Origin of the sequence: Mobilicoccus caccae (assembly GCF_030161635.1) — a bacterium.
In the GTDB taxonomy this organism is placed as follows: domain Bacteria; phylum Actinomycetota; class Actinomycetes; order Actinomycetales; family Dermatophilaceae; genus Mobilicoccus; species Mobilicoccus caccae.
The window spans coordinates 3,441,048-3,455,285 of the sequence record NZ_BSUO01000001.1 but is presented as its reverse complement, the minus strand read 5'-3'; the positions used below and the strand labels follow the sequence as shown (position 1 = coordinate 3,455,285).

Here is a 14,238-nt window from a genome sequence, read left to right as displayed (position 1 = left end):
GATCTCCGCCCGTGGATCGGCACTAGGTTGTCGTCATGGCCTACCGCGCACCCCGGCGCCCCACATCGGCGTCCGACCGCCTGCGCGGAGCTCTGGGGGCGCTGTGGCGACGCACGCTCGAGGCGCGCATCGCCCGCGCCGGCATGCGGTACCACTTCGGACGTGGAGGCCTGTTCTCCGGTGGCGTCACCTGGTCGGCGCTGTTGTCGATGACCGCGGTGGTGACGATCCTCGTCAACGCCGGGCGCACCTTCCTCGGGCAGAACCCCTCCCTGCTCGACGACGCCCGCGCGGCGGTCAACTCCGTGATCCCCGGCCTCATCGACGACGGCAGCGGGCAGGGGGTGATCGACCCGACGAGCCTCATCGTCGACTCCTACTGGAACCCGGTGACCTTCATCTCCATGGTCGTCGCCTTCTGGGCCGCGCTCAGCGTCATGACCGGTCTGCGGAGGGCCGTGCGCGCGATGTTCGGCCTCGGGGTGCGCCGCTGCCGATCGTCATCGGCAAGGGGCGCGATCTGCTCGGTTTCATCGGTCTCGTGCTCGGCATCCTCACGGCGTTCACGCTGTCCACGGCGGTCGGACCGCTGGGTCGTCCGTTGTTCGCGTGGCTCGGGATCGTCGACGGTGTGACGGCACCGGTGCTCACGGTGACCGCCATCGTCGTGGCCGGCCTCGTCGACGCGCTGGTGTTCGTCATGCTCTTCCGCGTCACCGCGGGGGTCAGGGTGGTGCGGCGCGACCTCGTCCTCGGGGCGATCCTCGGCGCGTGCGGCACGGGAGTGCTCCGGCTGGCGGGCACCTCGCTGGTCGGTGCCGTCAGCGATCCCGTGCTCGCGTCCTTCGCCGCCGTCGCGACGCTGGCGCTTCTGGTCAACCTCGGCGTGCGACTCACGCTGCTGGTCGCGGCCTGGACCGCCAACCCGCCCCCGGTGCCGTTCCCGTTGACGCCGGAGGCCATCCGCCTGGCGGAGCGCCCCAACTACGTCACGCTCTCCGCGCCGCACACCCTCGAATGGCCCTACCACGCCGTGACGGGCTCGCTCCTGCCGACCAGGCCGGAGACCGGTCGGGCCATGGACGTGGGGTCGCCGGAGGCCCCGAGAACGCCGGCCACGCGACAGGCCGAGGGGCTCAGCCCTTCCGGCGCTTCCACCACTTCGGTTCGACCTGGCCGACGTCGAGGGTCTTCACCTTCACGTCGCCCATGACCCCCGAGCACGTGATGACCACCGTGCGCGGCCGCTCGACCGGCGTCCCCGTCTCCGAGTGGTCCTTGTGCTTGAGGTCGCCGAGCAGGGAGAACCCCCGCAGGTGCACCTCGAATCCGGGCGGGACGATGACCTTGACGTCGCCCATCATCGTGTAGGCGTAGATCTGCACGAGGTCGTCGTCGAAGACCGCCTGACGCAGGTCGAGGACGACGTCTCCCATGACCGAGTACACCCGCGTCGTGCGGGCCACGCGCCACAGGCCCTCGCGACGGCAGTCGCCCAGCACCGCGGTCAGGCTCGTCTCCGGGGGGACCGACGGACTCGGTGGACTCGCCTGCTGGCGCCGCGCGACCTCACCGGAGACCGGCGGGGGCTGCTCGATGACCCCGTCGGGCCTGATGACGGGCATGCGGTCGTCGCCGAGCTCGGGTGTCGCCGGTCGGTGGGGGATGCGGTCCTGGGGTTCGGGACCTCCGTGTGCCGTCATGGTGCCCAGGCTAGCGAGGGCCCATGACAGGGGGAAGGAATCCGGGGGACGCTGCCGTCGCTACCTCGGGCGACGCATGTGCCGGGGCCGCTCGAAGAACAGGGCGGCGACCCATCCCACGAGCAGGATCGTCGCGGGCAGCAGCATCGACTCGGCCAGGGCCGTCGAGAACTTCGCGGCGATCTCCGGGGGCAGGGCGATGCCGCGGTCGAGGTGCGGCGCGGCCGACCCGGTCGACAGGTGGTGGGCGAGGCGGGACTGCATGAGCGCGGCGAGGGCGGCGCTGCCGAGCACCGAGCCGATCTGCCGCGTCGTGTTGTAGACCCCCGACCCGGCACCGGCCAGCTGCGGGGGCAGGTTGCGGCTCGCCGACGTCGACAACGGGCCCCACACCAGCGAGGCCGCCGCACCGAGGCACGCGGCGTTGAGCAGGATCATCCACGTCGGCGTCGTCGGCACCATGATGCGGCTGAGCGCGAAGAGGCTGAGCGACCACCCGAGGATGCCGATTCCGGCCAGCAGTCGCGGATGCACCCGGTCGACGAGCTTGCCGGCCGGTCGCGCCAGGAGGATCGACATCACGGCCTGGGGCGCCATGAGCAGCGCGGCGCCGGTCGGGCTGAGGCCACGGACGGTCTGGGCGTAGATCGTGAAGGGGAAGACGAAGGAGGTCACCGCGAATCCGACCGCGACGATCCCGATGTTGGCCAACGAGAAGTTGCGATCGCGGAACAACGACAGGGGCACCAGGGGTTCGCTGCGCACCCGGGTCTGCCACCACACGAACGCCACGAGGAGGACTCCGCCGACGACCAGCAGGAGTGGCACCGAGATCGGGCCGGCGATCGTCCCCCAGTCGTAGGCCGACCCCTCCTGGATGGCGAACACGCCGCAGAAGAGGCCGATCGCCGACAGCGCGACCCCGATCCAGTCGAAGGAGTGCGCGTGCGTGGTCAGGCTCGGGACCAGGCGCCACGCGAGCCACCCGGCGATCAGGCCGACCGGGACGTTGACGAAGAAGATCCACTCCCACCCGAGGGTGTCGATGAGGACGCCGCCGAGCAGCGGCCCGACGAGCGTGGCCACCCCGGCCGTCGCGCCCCACATCGCCATCGCACCGCCGCGGCGCTCCGCCGGGAACGTGCGGGTGATGACCGACATCGTCTGCGGCGTCATCATCGAGGCGCCGAGGCCCTGCACCACACGCGCGGCGATGAGGCCACCGATCGACCCGGTGAGCCCGCACCACAGCGACGAGGCGGTGAAGACCGCCAGACCGATGAGGTACATCCGCTTGGGGCCGACCCGATCCCCGAGTCGCCCGGTGACGAGGAGCGGGACGGCGTAGGCCAGCAGGTAGGCGCTGGTCACCCAGAGCACGGCGTTGATGTCGGCGCCGAAGTGGTTCATCAGCGCCGGCGTCGCGATCGACACGATCGTCGAGTCCACGAGGATCATGAAGAACCCGAGCACCAACGCCCACAGCGCGGGCCAGGGGTTCTCCGGCAGCCCGGGCTCCAGGCCCGGACGTCCCGCCGGCGGGCCGGGTGCCTCGGCAGGAGGGACGGCGCCGTCCGTCGGCATCACGTTGTCACTCACTGGCCCTCCGAGGTCGTGCATCCGGCGCGCCCCGAGCGACCCACCTCAAACCGGAGGGTAGCGCTCGGACCGAAGCCGATGGCCACCGGTTTCAACGCTACCGGTCTCACGTGGATGGGGGAGTGCGCGTCAAGGGCGGAGCGGTGGGGTGGGCAGGATCGTCGCAGTGACCTCGCCGAAGCTGATGCGCTCGCCGTTCGCGCCGGGGGCGGTGGCGCGGATCGTGATGGTGTCGCCGTCCTGGAGGAACGTGCGCTCCTCACCGCCCACCTGGATGGGTTCCTTTCCGCCCCAGGTGAGCTCGATGAACGCGCCGCGCTGCTCCTTGTCGGGCCCCGAGATCGTTCCCGAGGCGAAGATGTCGCCCGTGCGGGTGCGCGCCCCGTTGACGGTGGTGTGCGCGAGCATCTGCGCCGGCGACCAGTACATCGTGCGGAACGGCGGGCGGGAGACGACCTGCCCGTTCCACTCGACCTCGAGGTCGACGTCGAGGGTCCACGGGTCGTCCATGTGCAGGTAGGGCAGTGGAGTCGGGTCCTGCGTGGGCGTCGACACCTTGGCGTCGGCCAACGCCGCCATCGGCACCACCCACGGCGAGACCGAGCTGGCAAAGCTCTTGCCCAGGTTGGGGCCGAGCGGCACGTACTCCCACGCCTGGATGTCACGCGCCGACCAGTCGTTGAAGATCACGGCGCCGAACAGGTGCGTGCTCGCGTCGTCCACGGAGATCCGGCTGCCCATCTCGTTGCCGACGCCGACGATGAACCCCATCTCGGCCTCGATGTCGAGCCGGGTGGACGGCCCGAACGTCGGCTCCTCGTCCCCTGGCCCCTTGCGCTGACCCGAGGGCCGCACGATGTCGACCCCGGACTCCACGATCGTCGAACTGCGGCCGTGGTAGCCGACCGGAAGGTGCTTCCAGTTGGGCATGAGCGGGTCAGGGTTGTCGGGGCGGAACAGGCGCCCGAGGTTGGAGGCGTGGTGCTCGCTGGCATAGAAGTCGACGTAGTCGGCGAACTCGCACGGCAGGTGCATCCGCACCGACGCGACCGGGTGCAGGGCCTCCTTCGGAACCTCACCGGCGAGCACCCGCTGCAACGTCTCGCGCACCTGGGCCCACTTGGCGGGCCCGGTGGACATGAACGTCGCGAGGCTGTCCGTGGCGAACAGGGCCTCCGCGCCGGGGTCCTCGGCCGCGAGGACGAGGGCGAGATCGACCACGGTGTCGCCCACCCGGGTGCCCACACGCGGTGCGGCGCCCCCGACGGAGTAGACGCCGTAGGGCAGGTTGGCGAGTCCGAATCCGGAGTCCTTCGGAATCGACAGGGTGATCATCATGCTCCTTCGTGGTCGATGAGACCGAGGTCGATGAGTTCGTCGAGCGGGTCGGTGATCGAGGCCGTGCCGAGCGAGGTGAACGAGGATCGGACGGCCACGGCCCGCTCCGGCCCGAGACTACGGACCCGGCGCGCGACACTCTCACCGTCGCGGTCTGCGAGGACGGCCGTGACCCTGTCGCGCAGGCCGTTCTGCTCGCTGTCGACTCCCTGCCTGGCGGCGTCGACCGCGAGGAACACGTTGAGGAATCCGTACTGTTCGCTGCCACCCCGCGCCCCCGACACGGCGTGCTGCAGGCCGGAGCGGACCTTGAACGGCAGGTGGCGCGCCACCGCGTCGAGGATCTCGTCGGCGGGGTGGGTCACCGGGTGCCCGGCGCGGGGATCGTCGCCGTTGGTCTCGAAGTTGAGGTTGGCGTCGAAGTCGGAGTCGGCCAGGGCGTCGAGCACGGCGATCCGCCGGTCGTCACGGGGGACCTCCACGTAGATCTCGGTGTCGGTGACGTCGGCGTGATCGAGGCCGGCGGCGATGGCCGCGACCACCTCGGTCGGGTCGAACGCCGGCGGCAGGTCGACCTCGGCGCCCGCGAGGCGCACCGCGTCGATGGACGTGGCCAGGCGCAGCGCCTCACCGAGGTCGGAGGGCGCCGGGACGGCGAGCGCCATCCACAGAGACCGGCTCGGCAGGTTCGCGGTGAGTCGCCGCAGCTCTTCGAGCCGGTCACCCGCCACGACGAGCGGCCCGATGAGCCGGCGGTGGCTCGAGCGGGAGTGCGCCACGTGCGTCGCGAGCGCCTCGGCGAGCGGGACGCGGGAGGGCGCGAACATCGACGTGTCGTCACACAGGCGGTGGACGATCGCCGGGATGTCGGCGGCGGCGACCGGTGGGGCGGTCGCCGCCGGGCCCTCGGTCATCTCGGGCCCTCGGGCCCTGGTGTCGATCCGCCGGGCTTCCCGCCGGTCCAGGAGTACTGGTAGCGGGGGTCGTTGCAGGCCAGAGCGCCTTCGCCGAGGTCCAACGGACGGAAGGTGTCGACCATGACCGCCGTCTCATCGAAGTACTCCGCCCCGAGCGAGGCTTCCATCGCCCCCGGCTGTGGACCGTGCGCGTGCCCGCCCGGGTGCAGCGAGATCGACCCGCGGTCGATGCCCGAACCCTTGCGGGCCTCGTAGTTGCCGGCCGTGTAGAACATGACCTCATCCGAGTCGACGTTGCTGTGGTAGTAGGGCACCGGGATGGACAGCGGGTGGTAGTCCACCTTGCGCGGCACGAAGTTGCAGACCACGAAGTTGTTGCCCTCCCACACCTGATGCGTGGGCGGCGGCTGGTGCACCCGGCCGGTCAGCGGCTCGTAGTCGCTGATGTGGAACAGGAACGGGTACAGGCAGCCGTCCCAGCCCACGACGTCGAGCGGGTGGAACGGGATGACGTGGATGGTGCCGCCGATGCCGGCGGGGCCGTTGCCGCGGTGCTTGATGTAGACCTCGGTGGGCGCGTCGGGGTCGTCACCGACGTCCTCGGCCAGCAGGGGCGCCGTCGGCACCGTGTAGTCGCGCTCGCAGTACGGGCTGTGCTCGAGGAGCTGCCCGAACCTGCTGAGGTAGCGCTTGGGCGGGCCGATGTGGCTGTTCGCCTCGATGAAGTACAGCCGCAGCGGTTCGACGTACCCCTCGTCGCCCTCGGCGACCGGCAGCCAGCGGTGCGTCGTGGCGCGGGGGATCATCGCGTAGTGACCTTCGCGCACGTCGAAGGCGCCGAAGACCGTCTCAAGGCGGGCGTTGCCTCGCTCGACGTAGACGCATTCGTCGCCGACGGCGTTGCGGTACCACGGGCTGATCGTGTCGCAGGCCGCGTACGTGATGCGCACGTCGGGGTTGCCCAGGATGAGGCGCCGACCGGTGACGGCGTCGACGCCCTTCTCCGCCCCCGCGCCGAACAGCTCGTGCAGTTGCAGGTGCAGGGGGAGCAGGGGGTGGTTCGGGGTGAGTGAGAGATCCTCGATCGGCCACTTTCGCGACTCGGAGATCGCCGAGGGGATGGACCGGTGGTAGAGCAGCGAGGAGTCGGAGAAGAATCCCTCTTCGCCCATGAGCTCCTCGTAGTAGAGGTGGCCGGCCTGGTCGCGGTGCTGGGTGTGCCGCTTGGGCGGGACGTGACCGATGTTGCGGTAGTAGGGCACGGTGTCCCTCGCTCTCTTCGTCGAGGTAGTCAATCGATGTATTACTTTTGACCCTAGCGAAGCGGCCGCCCGCGCGGGGTCGGAGCGCGATATCTCAGAGGGCCATCCTCGCCGAGTCCGGGGTCGGGCGGTCCCGAATCGCCTATCTCGGTCGACGCGGGCAGATCGATCGCCGTGCGGGCGCCGCGGGGGAGGTTCCGCCCGGCGCCTGCGGCCCGGCCGGGTAGCGTGGCGGGGCCGGGGTGGCAGGGGCTGTTCCGGCGGGGGTGCTCGGCGGGACGAAGGAGGGGGACATGGAACGGGAGCCGCTCGATTTCTGGACCTTCGCCTCGCTCGCGCGTCGGCGGCTGGCCGACGAATTCGGCTACGAACGCGCTGAGGTCACCGAATTGTTGCTCATGCTCAACCGGGCCTCGGGGATCGTCACCTACGACCTGGAGTCGACGGTGCACCGGCCGCGCGGGCGGTCCTGGGCGGCGTTCCGTGTCCTCTACGTGCTCTGGCTCGCCGGCCCCATCGAGGCCAAGGGCGCGGCCGAACTCACCGGCATGTCACGGGCGGCGCTGTCCAACCTCCTGCGCTCCCTCGTCGAGGACGGGGTCGTCAGTCGGGAGCGTGACCCCGAGGACGGCCGGTCGATCAGGCTCGCACTGACCCCCGCCGGGGTGGCCGAGATCACCGAGGCGTTCCGCGCCCACCACGACCGGGAGGTCGACTGGGCGGGTGGCCTGACCGAGTCCGAACAGGCCCAACTCGTCGGGCTGCTCGACAAACTCGTCGCCGGTCGGACCGACCTGGACATCCGACGGCGCCACTGATCGCGCGGCGTCGACCGCTCGCCGACGAAGGACCGACCGCGGCGATTCAGGTCCCGGGGATCTCTCCGAGCCGCCGTGCTGCTGGTGCAGGCTGGTCTTCCCCCGTCGAGCCGAAAGGGCCGCACATGACCGTCGCCCGTACCGTCCATCGTGAGGCGTTCTCGTCACGGACCGTGTTCATCCTCGCCGCCATCGGATCGGCAGTCGGACTGGGCAACATCTGGCGGTATCCGTACGTGGCCTACTCCTCCGGCGGTGGCGCCTTCCTCATCCCCTACCTCGTGGCGTTGCTCACGGCCGGCATCCCGTTGCTGTTCCTCGATTACGCGTTGGGGCACAAGTTCCGCGGCTCGCCACCGCTCGCCTTCCGCCGACTGAGTCGGTGGACCGAGCCGTTCGGTTGGGTGCAGGTGCTCATGTGCCTCGCGATCGCGACGTTCTACGCGTGCGTCATCGCCTGGGCCGCCAGCTACGCCTGGTTCTCGCTGACACTGGCCTGGGGCGACGACGCCGAGGCGTTCTTCGCCGGCACCTTCCTGCAGCAGGGCGAGGCGACGATGTTCGGCGGTCTCGTACCCACCGTGGCCATCCCGCTGGTCCTCGTGTGGGTCGTCAACATCGCCATCGTCGCCATCGGCGTGGAGAGGGGTATCGGCCGTCTCAACCGGTTCCTGCTGCCCCTGCTCATCGCCCTGTTCATCGGGCTGGTCATCCGTTCGCTGTTCCTCCCGGGCGCCATGGCCGGGCTCGACGCCTTCTTCACCCCGAACTGGGCCGCCCTGGGTGACCCGCAGGTGTGGATCGCCGCCTACGGTCAGATCTTCTTCTCCCTGTCGGTCGCCTTCGGCGCGATGCTCACCTACGCCTCGCACCTGAAGCGGCGGACCAACCTCACCGCGTCGGGACTGGTCGTCGGGTTCTCGAACTCGGCGTTCGAGGTGCTCGCCGGCATCGGCGTGTTCGCCGCGCTCGGATTCCTTGCAGCGCAGTCCGGCGTCCCCGTCTCCGAGGCGGCCGCGGGTGGGCCAGGCCTGGCGTTCGTCGCGTTCCCGACCCTCATCTCGCAGATGCCGTTCGGCCAGATCTTCGGGTCGCTCTTCTTCCTCACCCTCGTCTTCGCCGGCATCACCTCCCTGGTGTCGATCCTGCAGCCGCCGGCGATGGCGATCTCGGAGAAGTTCGGCATCAGCCACCGGGCCGCGACGTTGTCGGTGGGCACGGTGGCCGCGATCGTGTCCATCTCGATCTTCCCGACGACGACCGGCCTGAACACCCTCGACGTCGTCGACAACTGGATCAACAACGTGCTGCTGGTGTCGAACACGCTCGTCATGGTGGTCGTCGTCGTGTGGGTGGTGCGCAAGACCCCGATGCTCGCCCGTCACCTGAACGGGGTCGGCTCGTTCAAGATCGGCGGCTGGTGGACGGTGTGTCTCGGGATCGTCACGCCACTGATCCTCGGGTGGACCGCCACACAGTCCGTCATCACCCTCCTGCGGGACGGGTACGAAGATCTACCCGGGGCCCTGCTGGCGACGTTCGGGTGGGGAGTCGTGGGCGGCATCGTCGTCCTGGCGGTGCTGATGACCTTCGTGCCCTGGCGGAACGAGGACCATCTCGCCGCCGGGGTCGACCTCGACGACCCGCGCGAGGAGGCCGAGGCCGCCCGCGTGGACGGTCCTCGCCGCGACTCCCGCTCCGATGACGGACGGCCTCACACCCCCAGCAAGGAGGACTCGGAATGAGCACCGCCGCCCTGATCATGATGCTCTGCTACCTCGCCGTCATCTGGGGAGGTCTGCTCGCCGCCCTGCTGCACCTCCGGGCGAACCCGGACGAGTGAGGCCCGGCGCGCGAGACGGCGCGATCGGGCGCGACCCTCACCAGTTCTGCAGCGATCCCGTGAAGATCGCGGCGATGTCCTCCTCGGTGGGGGTCTTGGCGCAGGTGGAGAGCAGGCGCTGCTGCTTCATCGTGCCGGGCACCAGTTCGGGGATGTCGGCCTCGGTGTAGCCGACCGCGGAGATGCCGTTGGGGATGCCGATGTCGCGCATGAGCCGGGTGAGCACGCTGGGCAGTTGCTCGCGCGGGTCGGAGTGCGTGTCGGCGTTCGGGGCGAGGAGCGACGCGGCGCGCAGGTGCCGCTCGGGGTTGGTCTCGAAGGAGAACCGGAACGCCTCGGGTGCGGTCAACGACACCGACTCGCCGTGCGGCACCATCGCCTCACCCTGCGGATAGTTCTGGGGCCGATACTCCTTGACCATGCCCGCGATCGGGTAGGCGTTGGCGTGGGGGATGTGCACGCCGGCGTTGCCGAAGCCCATCCCGGCGAACGTGGCGGCCATCATCATGTCCGAGCGCGCCTGCAGGTCGTCCTCACCGCGCTCCACGGCCGTGCGGAACGACCCCGCCAGCAACGTCATCGCCCGCTCGCACCACAGGTCGGAGACCGGGTTGGAGCCGCAGTAGGTGACCCGCGCCTCCGGCTGCTTGCGGTCGTGATCGGCGTACCAGCGGGCGGTGTAGGACTCCAGCGCGTGGCACACGATGTCCATGCCCGCGGCGGCGGTGACCTCGGGCGGCAGGGACAGGGTCAGCAGCGGGTCGACGATCGCCATCGTCGGGCGCAGCCGCCAGTGACTGATGCCCGTCTTCACCTTCATCGACAGCACGTCGAGGATGCACATCGCCGTCGACTCCGCGCCGGTGCCGGCCGTGGTCGGCACGGCGAACAGGGGCTTGAGTTGCCCTGAGGGTGTACGGGCGTCGCCGATGGGGGCGTTGAGGTAGTCGAACAGTTCTCCGCCGTCGGTGAGCAGGAGGTTGACCGCCTTGGCCGTGTCGATGACCGAGCCGCCGCCGATGGCGACATAGGCGTCCCACGGCCCGCCCTCGCGCGCGAAGTCGACGGCCTCGGTGAAGCTCTTGTCGGTCGGCTCGACGTGCACGTGCCCGAACACGCCGGCCCCGATGCCGTGGCGCGACAGGGAGTCGACGACCCGCTGGGCGAAACCGAGCTTCTCCAGCTTCTCGTCGGTGAGCACGAGAACCCGCTTCACGCCGTACTGGCTGATGTCGAAACCGATCTCGTCGAGGGCGCCGGCTCCGAACTTCAGCGGGGGTGCGCCCCAGGTGAAGATCGTCTCCTCGGTGCGGCCGTCGGTCATGGTGCCTCCTTGGCGGTGTCGGGGGCGCGTGGGGACGGATGCGTCGACACGTGGGCCCCCTGATCGGCGTCGATCCGGTGTTGTGCCGAAGCCTGCCCCCGAGGTGAGGCCGGCGCAAGGGCTGTCCCACGGGCGGTGGGTGCGGCGGTGGCGGGGCCGCACTCAGCGCAGATGCCCCACTGATGTCGGGTTTGTTTGACATGTCGTGTCAAGAATGCTTGACTTCGAATGTCAAGTAAGCCTGACTGATCGGAATCCGCATGACCGCCGCCACCGTCGTGGCCGTGCGCGCGCGTCGACGCGAACAACGGACGACGCAGGCCGAACTCGCTGCAGCCGTGGGTGTCTCGCGGCAGACGATCATCTCGATCGAACGTGGCGAGCACGCCCCGAGCGTGTACCTCGCCCTGCGCATCGCCCGCACGCTGGACGCCCGCGTCGAGGACCTGTTTCCACTACCCGAGGGGAGAACTGAGATGAATGCACGCGAACGTCGCAAGGGCCGCCTCGACGGTGTCGCCGACAAGATGATGGGGCTCCTCCGCGCGGCGCAAGGCCGAGCGGGTCTCGGCCGAGGAGGCCGACGCACCCGACGACGAGTTCTGAGGCCGCGGCTGCCACGGTCGGCGCGGACGAAGAACAACACGGACAACATGGGGCAGTGCCGATCCAGCGTCACCGCAGGTCAGGCGCCTCGCCGACGCGAGTGCCCCTCGTCGATGTCGTCGGTGTTGTTCTTCCTCCGACGTGACGGCGAGCGGGGCTTCTCACTCAGGGGGAGAGGAGCAGGGTGGCGGTGAGGATGACCGGGACCGAGCCGATGGTCGTGATGAGGATGGTGTCGCGGGCCAGGGCGGTACCGACGTCGTAGCGGCTGGCGTACACGAAGATGTTCTGCGCCGTCGGCAGGGCGGCGGTGATGACGATCGCCAGGAGCGGGGCTCCGGAGGCTCCGAGGATCCAGTGCCCGGCCGCGTAGGCGACGAACGGCTGCACGAGCAGTTTGAGCGAGCACGTCACCCACAGTTTGCGGCCGAGGCCGGCGCCGAGTCCGGGGCCGAGGCGCAGGGCGATCCCGTAGGCCAGCAGCATCGCCGGGACGGCCATCTGGGCGATGAGGTCGAGCGGCGCGTGGATCACCTCCGGCAGCGTCCACCCGCTGAGCCCGAGCGCCAGACCGAGCAGGGAGCCGACGGTCAGCGGGTTGGACAGGGCCCCGAGCACGGTGCGCCGCACGCCTCCGCCGCCGCCGCGGACGAACCGGTCGAGGATCGCGAGCGACAGGGGCGCCATGACCAGCAACTGGATCAACAGGGTGGGCGCGACGAGCGAGGCGTCGCCGAGGACGTAGGCGGCGACCGGGATGCCGAGGTTGCCGGCGTTGACGTAGGTGGTGCTCAGCGCGCCGATCGTCGCCTCGCCGGCGCTCATCCGCCACCGCCATCGCGCGATGACCAGCAGGATCGACGCGGTGACGACCACCGAGGCCACGCTCGCGACGAGGTTGGCCGACAGCACGTGCGCGACGTCGGACTCACCGATCGTCAGCAGCATGAGCGCGGGGCTGGCCACGAAGAACGCCAGCCGCGACAGCATCGTCTGGGCCTGCATGTCGAACAGCCCGAGGTGGGCCACGAGCGCGCCGACGGCGATGACGATCCCGATCGTCGCGAAACCCGTCAGGGCCCCGAGCATCCCGCCCTCAGCCGATCGGCGCGTCGATGGTCATGCGGTGCATTCTGCGCCACCGCCCGGCCCCGGCGCGCGCCAGGTCAGGACTCTCGCAACTCCCGCTTGAGGATCTTGCCCGAGGCGTTGCGCGGCAGGTCGGGCAGGAAGTGGATCTCCTTGGGCACCTTGAAGGCCGCGAGGCGCTCGCGGACGTGGGCGCGCAACTCCTCGGGGGTGACCTGCGCGTCGGGTCGCAGCACGACATGGGCGTGCACGGCCTCCACCCACGTCTCGTCGGGGGCGCCCACGACGGCGACCTCGGCGACGGCCGGGTGGGTGTACAGCGCGTCCTCCACCTCGCGGGAGGCCACCAGGACACCGCCGGTGTTGATGACGTCCTTCACGCGGTCGACGACCGTGATGTAGCCCTCGTCATCCATGGTCACGAGGTCGCCGGAGTGGAACCATCCACCCGCGAACGCGGCCTCCGACTCACTGGGCGACTCCCAGTACCCCTCACACAGTTGTGGACTGCGGTAGAAGACCTCACCCTTGTCGCCGGGCGCGACGTCCGCACCCGAGCCGTCGACGACACGCATCTCGACGAACAGCACGGCGCGGCCCGCGGAGTTCGGGCGGTCGGCGTGTTCCTCCGGGCGGAGGACGCTCGCGAGCGGGGCGATCTCGGACTGACCGAAGCAGTTGTAGAAGCCCAGGTCGGGCAGCTTGTCCTGGATGCGCGCGAGGACCGGGCCGGGCATGATCGACGCCCCGTAGTACGCCTTGCGCAGGCGGGACAGGTCGCGGGTGCCGAAGTCCGGATGGTTGGCGAGGGCCACCCACAACGTCGGGGCCGCGAAGAACGCCCGATGCCCGTCGGCCTCCATGCGGCGCAGGATCTCGGCGGGGTCGGGGACCTCCAGGACGGTGTTCCGCGCGCCGACCGCCAGCCAGGGCATGAGGAACACGTGCATCTGCGCCGAGTGGTAGAGCGGCATGACGTGCAGCGGGTCGTCGTCCTCGCGCAGGTCGAGGGCCACCAGGCACGACACGTACTCGTGCAGGAACGCCCGGTGGGTGAGCATCGCGCCCTTGGGTGCCGAGGTCGTGCCCGAGGTGTAGAGCAACTGGCACAGGTCGCCGTCGCGGACGTCGACGTCGAGCTCGGGCACCTCCCCGGACCGGGCGATGTCGATGAGGCTGCCGTCCTCGTCGCGCAGGGCCAGCACGTGCGGCGGGACGGTGGTGGTCTCCAGCGTCGCGCGCAACGCGGGATCGACGAGGACGGCCGCCGCCCCCGATTGCGTCAGCAGGTACCCGAGTTCGGACCCGGTGAGCTGGTTGTTGATCGGCACGTGGACGATGCCGGCGCGGGCGCAGGCGAGGAAGGCGATGAGATAGGCGTCGGAGTTCTTGCCGAACGCCGCGACGCGGTCGCCCTTGCCCAGGCCGAGCCCCACCAGGTGGGCGGCCACGCGCGTGACGGCGTCGTCGAGGTCGGTGTAGGTCCAGGAGCGTTCGCCGAACTCGACGGCCGTGCGCGCACCGACCCTGCGGGCGCTACGACGGACGAGGTCGGCGACGGTACTGCCGCGGAGCAGATCGGACACGGGGACTCCTCGTCGAGCCGGCACGAGCGATGAGCGGAGGGTATCCCGTAGACGGCCTCCTCAAGCCTCGCCGAGCCTCGTCGGTCTCGCTGGTCTCGTCGAGCACCCGACGTCTCTCCTTGTCCCACAAGGTGGTCCGTCCTCTTGTCCGAA

At 70.1% G+C, this 14,238-nt stretch carries 14 protein-coding genes; 6 read left to right on the top strand and 8 right to left on the bottom strand.

Going from position 1 to position 14,238, the window contains the following annotated elements; genetic code table 11:
* Nucleotides 1-35 precede the first annotated feature (35 nt).
* Complete coding sequence (locus QQK49_RS16925; RefSeq protein ID WP_284304965.1) at nucleotides 36-635, top strand: YihY/virulence factor BrkB family protein; 600 nt, start codon at nucleotides 36-38, stop codon at nucleotides 633-635.
* Nucleotides 542-1,213, top strand: a complete 672-nt coding sequence (locus QQK49_RS16920; RefSeq protein ID WP_284304964.1) for a YihY/virulence factor BrkB family protein — start codon at nucleotides 542-544, stop codon at nucleotides 1,211-1,213. Before QQK49_RS16925 ends, QQK49_RS16920 begins: the two co-directional genes overlap by 94 nt.
* On the opposite strand, the gene QQK49_RS16915 is transcribed toward QQK49_RS16920, so the two are convergent.
* The 5 genes from QQK49_RS16915 to QQK49_RS16895 form a co-directional block, all read right to left on the bottom strand.
* A complete protein-coding gene (locus QQK49_RS16915; RefSeq protein WP_284304963.1) occupies nucleotides 1,137-1,703 on the bottom strand; it encodes a LiaF domain-containing protein in 567 nt (188 codons plus the stop codon). The genes QQK49_RS16920 and QQK49_RS16915 overlap by 77 nt on opposite strands.
* 60 nt (nucleotides 1,704-1,763) lie before the next feature.
* Nucleotides 1,764-3,287 (bottom strand): DHA2 family efflux MFS transporter permease subunit, encoded by a 1,524-nt coding sequence (locus QQK49_RS16910; protein WP_431310595.1) that lies wholly within the window; start codon nucleotides 3,285-3,287, stop codon nucleotides 1,764-1,766.
* Between the two features lie 144 nt (nucleotides 3,288-3,431).
* Nucleotides 3,432-4,640, bottom strand: coding sequence for a fumarylacetoacetase (gene fahA, locus QQK49_RS16905; RefSeq protein ID WP_431310547.1), 1,209 nt, complete (start codon nucleotides 4,638-4,640; stop codon nucleotides 3,432-3,434).
* Nucleotides 4,637-5,554, bottom strand: a complete 918-nt coding sequence (locus QQK49_RS16900) for a hypothetical protein (RefSeq protein WP_284304961.1) — start codon at nucleotides 5,552-5,554, stop codon at nucleotides 4,637-4,639. Before QQK49_RS16900 ends, fahA begins: the two co-directional genes overlap by 4 nt.
* The gene (locus QQK49_RS16895; protein WP_284304960.1) at nucleotides 5,551-6,819 is read right to left on the bottom strand and encodes a homogentisate 1,2-dioxygenase; all 1,269 of its coding nucleotides are present in this window, start codon (nucleotides 6,817-6,819) and stop codon (nucleotides 5,551-5,553) included. Before QQK49_RS16895 ends, QQK49_RS16900 begins: the two co-directional genes overlap by 4 nt.
* A gap of 293 nt (nucleotides 6,820-7,112) precedes the next feature.
* On the opposite strand from QQK49_RS16895, the gene QQK49_RS16890 reads away from it, so the two are divergent.
* From QQK49_RS16890 to QQK49_RS16880, 3 genes are all read left to right on the top strand, one after another.
* Nucleotides 7,113-7,637: a MarR family winged helix-turn-helix transcriptional regulator gene (locus QQK49_RS16890; protein WP_284304959.1), complete on the top strand. Its 525-nt coding sequence runs from the start codon at nucleotides 7,113-7,115 to the stop codon at nucleotides 7,635-7,637.
* A 125-nt stretch (nucleotides 7,638-7,762) separates the two neighbouring features.
* The gene (locus QQK49_RS16885; RefSeq protein WP_284304958.1) at nucleotides 7,763-9,382 is read left to right on the top strand and encodes a sodium-dependent transporter; all 1,620 of its coding nucleotides are present in this window, start codon (nucleotides 7,763-7,765) and stop codon (nucleotides 9,380-9,382) included.
* Nucleotides 9,379-9,480 carry a methionine/alanine import family NSS transporter small subunit gene (locus QQK49_RS16880; protein ID WP_284304957.1) on the top strand — a complete coding sequence of 34 codons (102 nt, stop codon included), beginning with the start codon at nucleotides 9,379-9,381 and terminating at the stop codon, nucleotides 9,478-9,480. The genes QQK49_RS16885 and QQK49_RS16880 overlap by 4 nt, the downstream gene beginning before the upstream one ends.
* Before the next feature lie 37 nt (nucleotides 9,481-9,517).
* Here QQK49_RS16880 and QQK49_RS16875 read toward each other — a convergent pair whose 3' ends face one another.
* Nucleotides 9,518-10,804 (bottom strand): hydroxyacid-oxoacid transhydrogenase, encoded by a 1,287-nt coding sequence (locus QQK49_RS16875; RefSeq protein ID WP_284304956.1) that lies wholly within the window; start codon nucleotides 10,802-10,804, stop codon nucleotides 9,518-9,520.
* 260 nt (nucleotides 10,805-11,064) lie between these two features.
* On the opposite strand from QQK49_RS16875, the gene QQK49_RS22910 reads away from it, so the two are divergent.
* On the top strand, nucleotides 11,065-11,604 hold the full coding sequence (locus QQK49_RS22910; RefSeq protein ID WP_348536222.1) for a helix-turn-helix transcriptional regulator: 540 nt from the start codon (nucleotides 11,065-11,067) through the stop codon (nucleotides 11,602-11,604).
* Here QQK49_RS22910 and QQK49_RS16865 read toward each other — a convergent pair.
* Both QQK49_RS16865 and QQK49_RS16860 read right to left on the bottom strand, forming a co-directional pair.
* A complete protein-coding gene (locus tag QQK49_RS16865; RefSeq protein ID WP_284304955.1) occupies nucleotides 11,576-12,499 on the bottom strand; it encodes an AEC family transporter in 924 nt (307 codons plus the stop codon). The two genes, QQK49_RS22910 and QQK49_RS16865, sit on opposite strands and share 29 nt — an antisense overlap.
* A 77-nt stretch (nucleotides 12,500-12,576) precedes the next feature.
* Nucleotides 12,577-14,085: a fatty acyl-CoA synthetase gene (locus tag QQK49_RS16860; RefSeq protein ID WP_284304954.1), complete on the bottom strand. Its 1,509-nt coding sequence runs from the start codon at nucleotides 14,083-14,085 to the stop codon at nucleotides 12,577-12,579.
* Nucleotides 14,086-14,238 lie beyond the last annotated feature (153 nt).

Excerpts from the sequence above, each read along its gene's own strand:
- QQK49_RS22910 (WP_348536222.1), top strand. The coding sequence starts at position 11,065 with ATGACCGCCGCCACCGTCGTGGCCGTGCGCGCGCGTCGACGCGAACAA.
- QQK49_RS16900 (WP_284304961.1), bottom strand. The coding sequence starts at position 5,554 with ATGACCGAGGGCCCGGCGGCGACCGCCCCACCGGTCGCCGCCGCCGAC.
- QQK49_RS16890 (WP_284304959.1), top strand. The coding sequence starts at position 7,113 with ATGGAACGGGAGCCGCTCGATTTCTGGACCTTCGCCTCGCTCGCGCGT.
- QQK49_RS16910 (WP_431310595.1), bottom strand. The coding sequence starts at position 3,287 with ATGCCGACGGACGGCGCCGTCCCTCCTGCCGAGGCACCCGGCCCGCCG.
- QQK49_RS16885 (WP_284304958.1), top strand. The coding sequence starts at position 7,763 with ATGACCGTCGCCCGTACCGTCCATCGTGAGGCGTTCTCGTCACGGACC.
- QQK49_RS16880 (WP_284304957.1), top strand. The coding sequence starts at position 9,379 with ATGAGCACCGCCGCCCTGATCATGATGCTCTGCTACCTCGCCGTCATC.
- QQK49_RS16925 (WP_284304965.1), top strand. The coding sequence starts at position 36 with ATGGCCTACCGCGCACCCCGGCGCCCCACATCGGCGTCCGACCGCCTG.
- QQK49_RS16875 (WP_284304956.1), bottom strand. The coding sequence starts at position 10,804 with ATGACCGACGGCCGCACCGAGGAGACGATCTTCACCTGGGGCGCACCC.
- QQK49_RS16865 (WP_284304955.1), bottom strand. The coding sequence starts at position 12,499 with ATGCTCGGGGCCCTGACGGGTTTCGCGACGATCGGGATCGTCATCGCC.
- fahA (WP_431310547.1), bottom strand. The coding sequence starts at position 4,640 with ATGATGATCACCCTGTCGATTCCGAAGGACTCCGGATTCGGACTCGCC.
- QQK49_RS16915 (WP_284304963.1), bottom strand. The coding sequence starts at position 1,703 with ATGACGGCACACGGAGGTCCCGAACCCCAGGACCGCATCCCCCACCGA.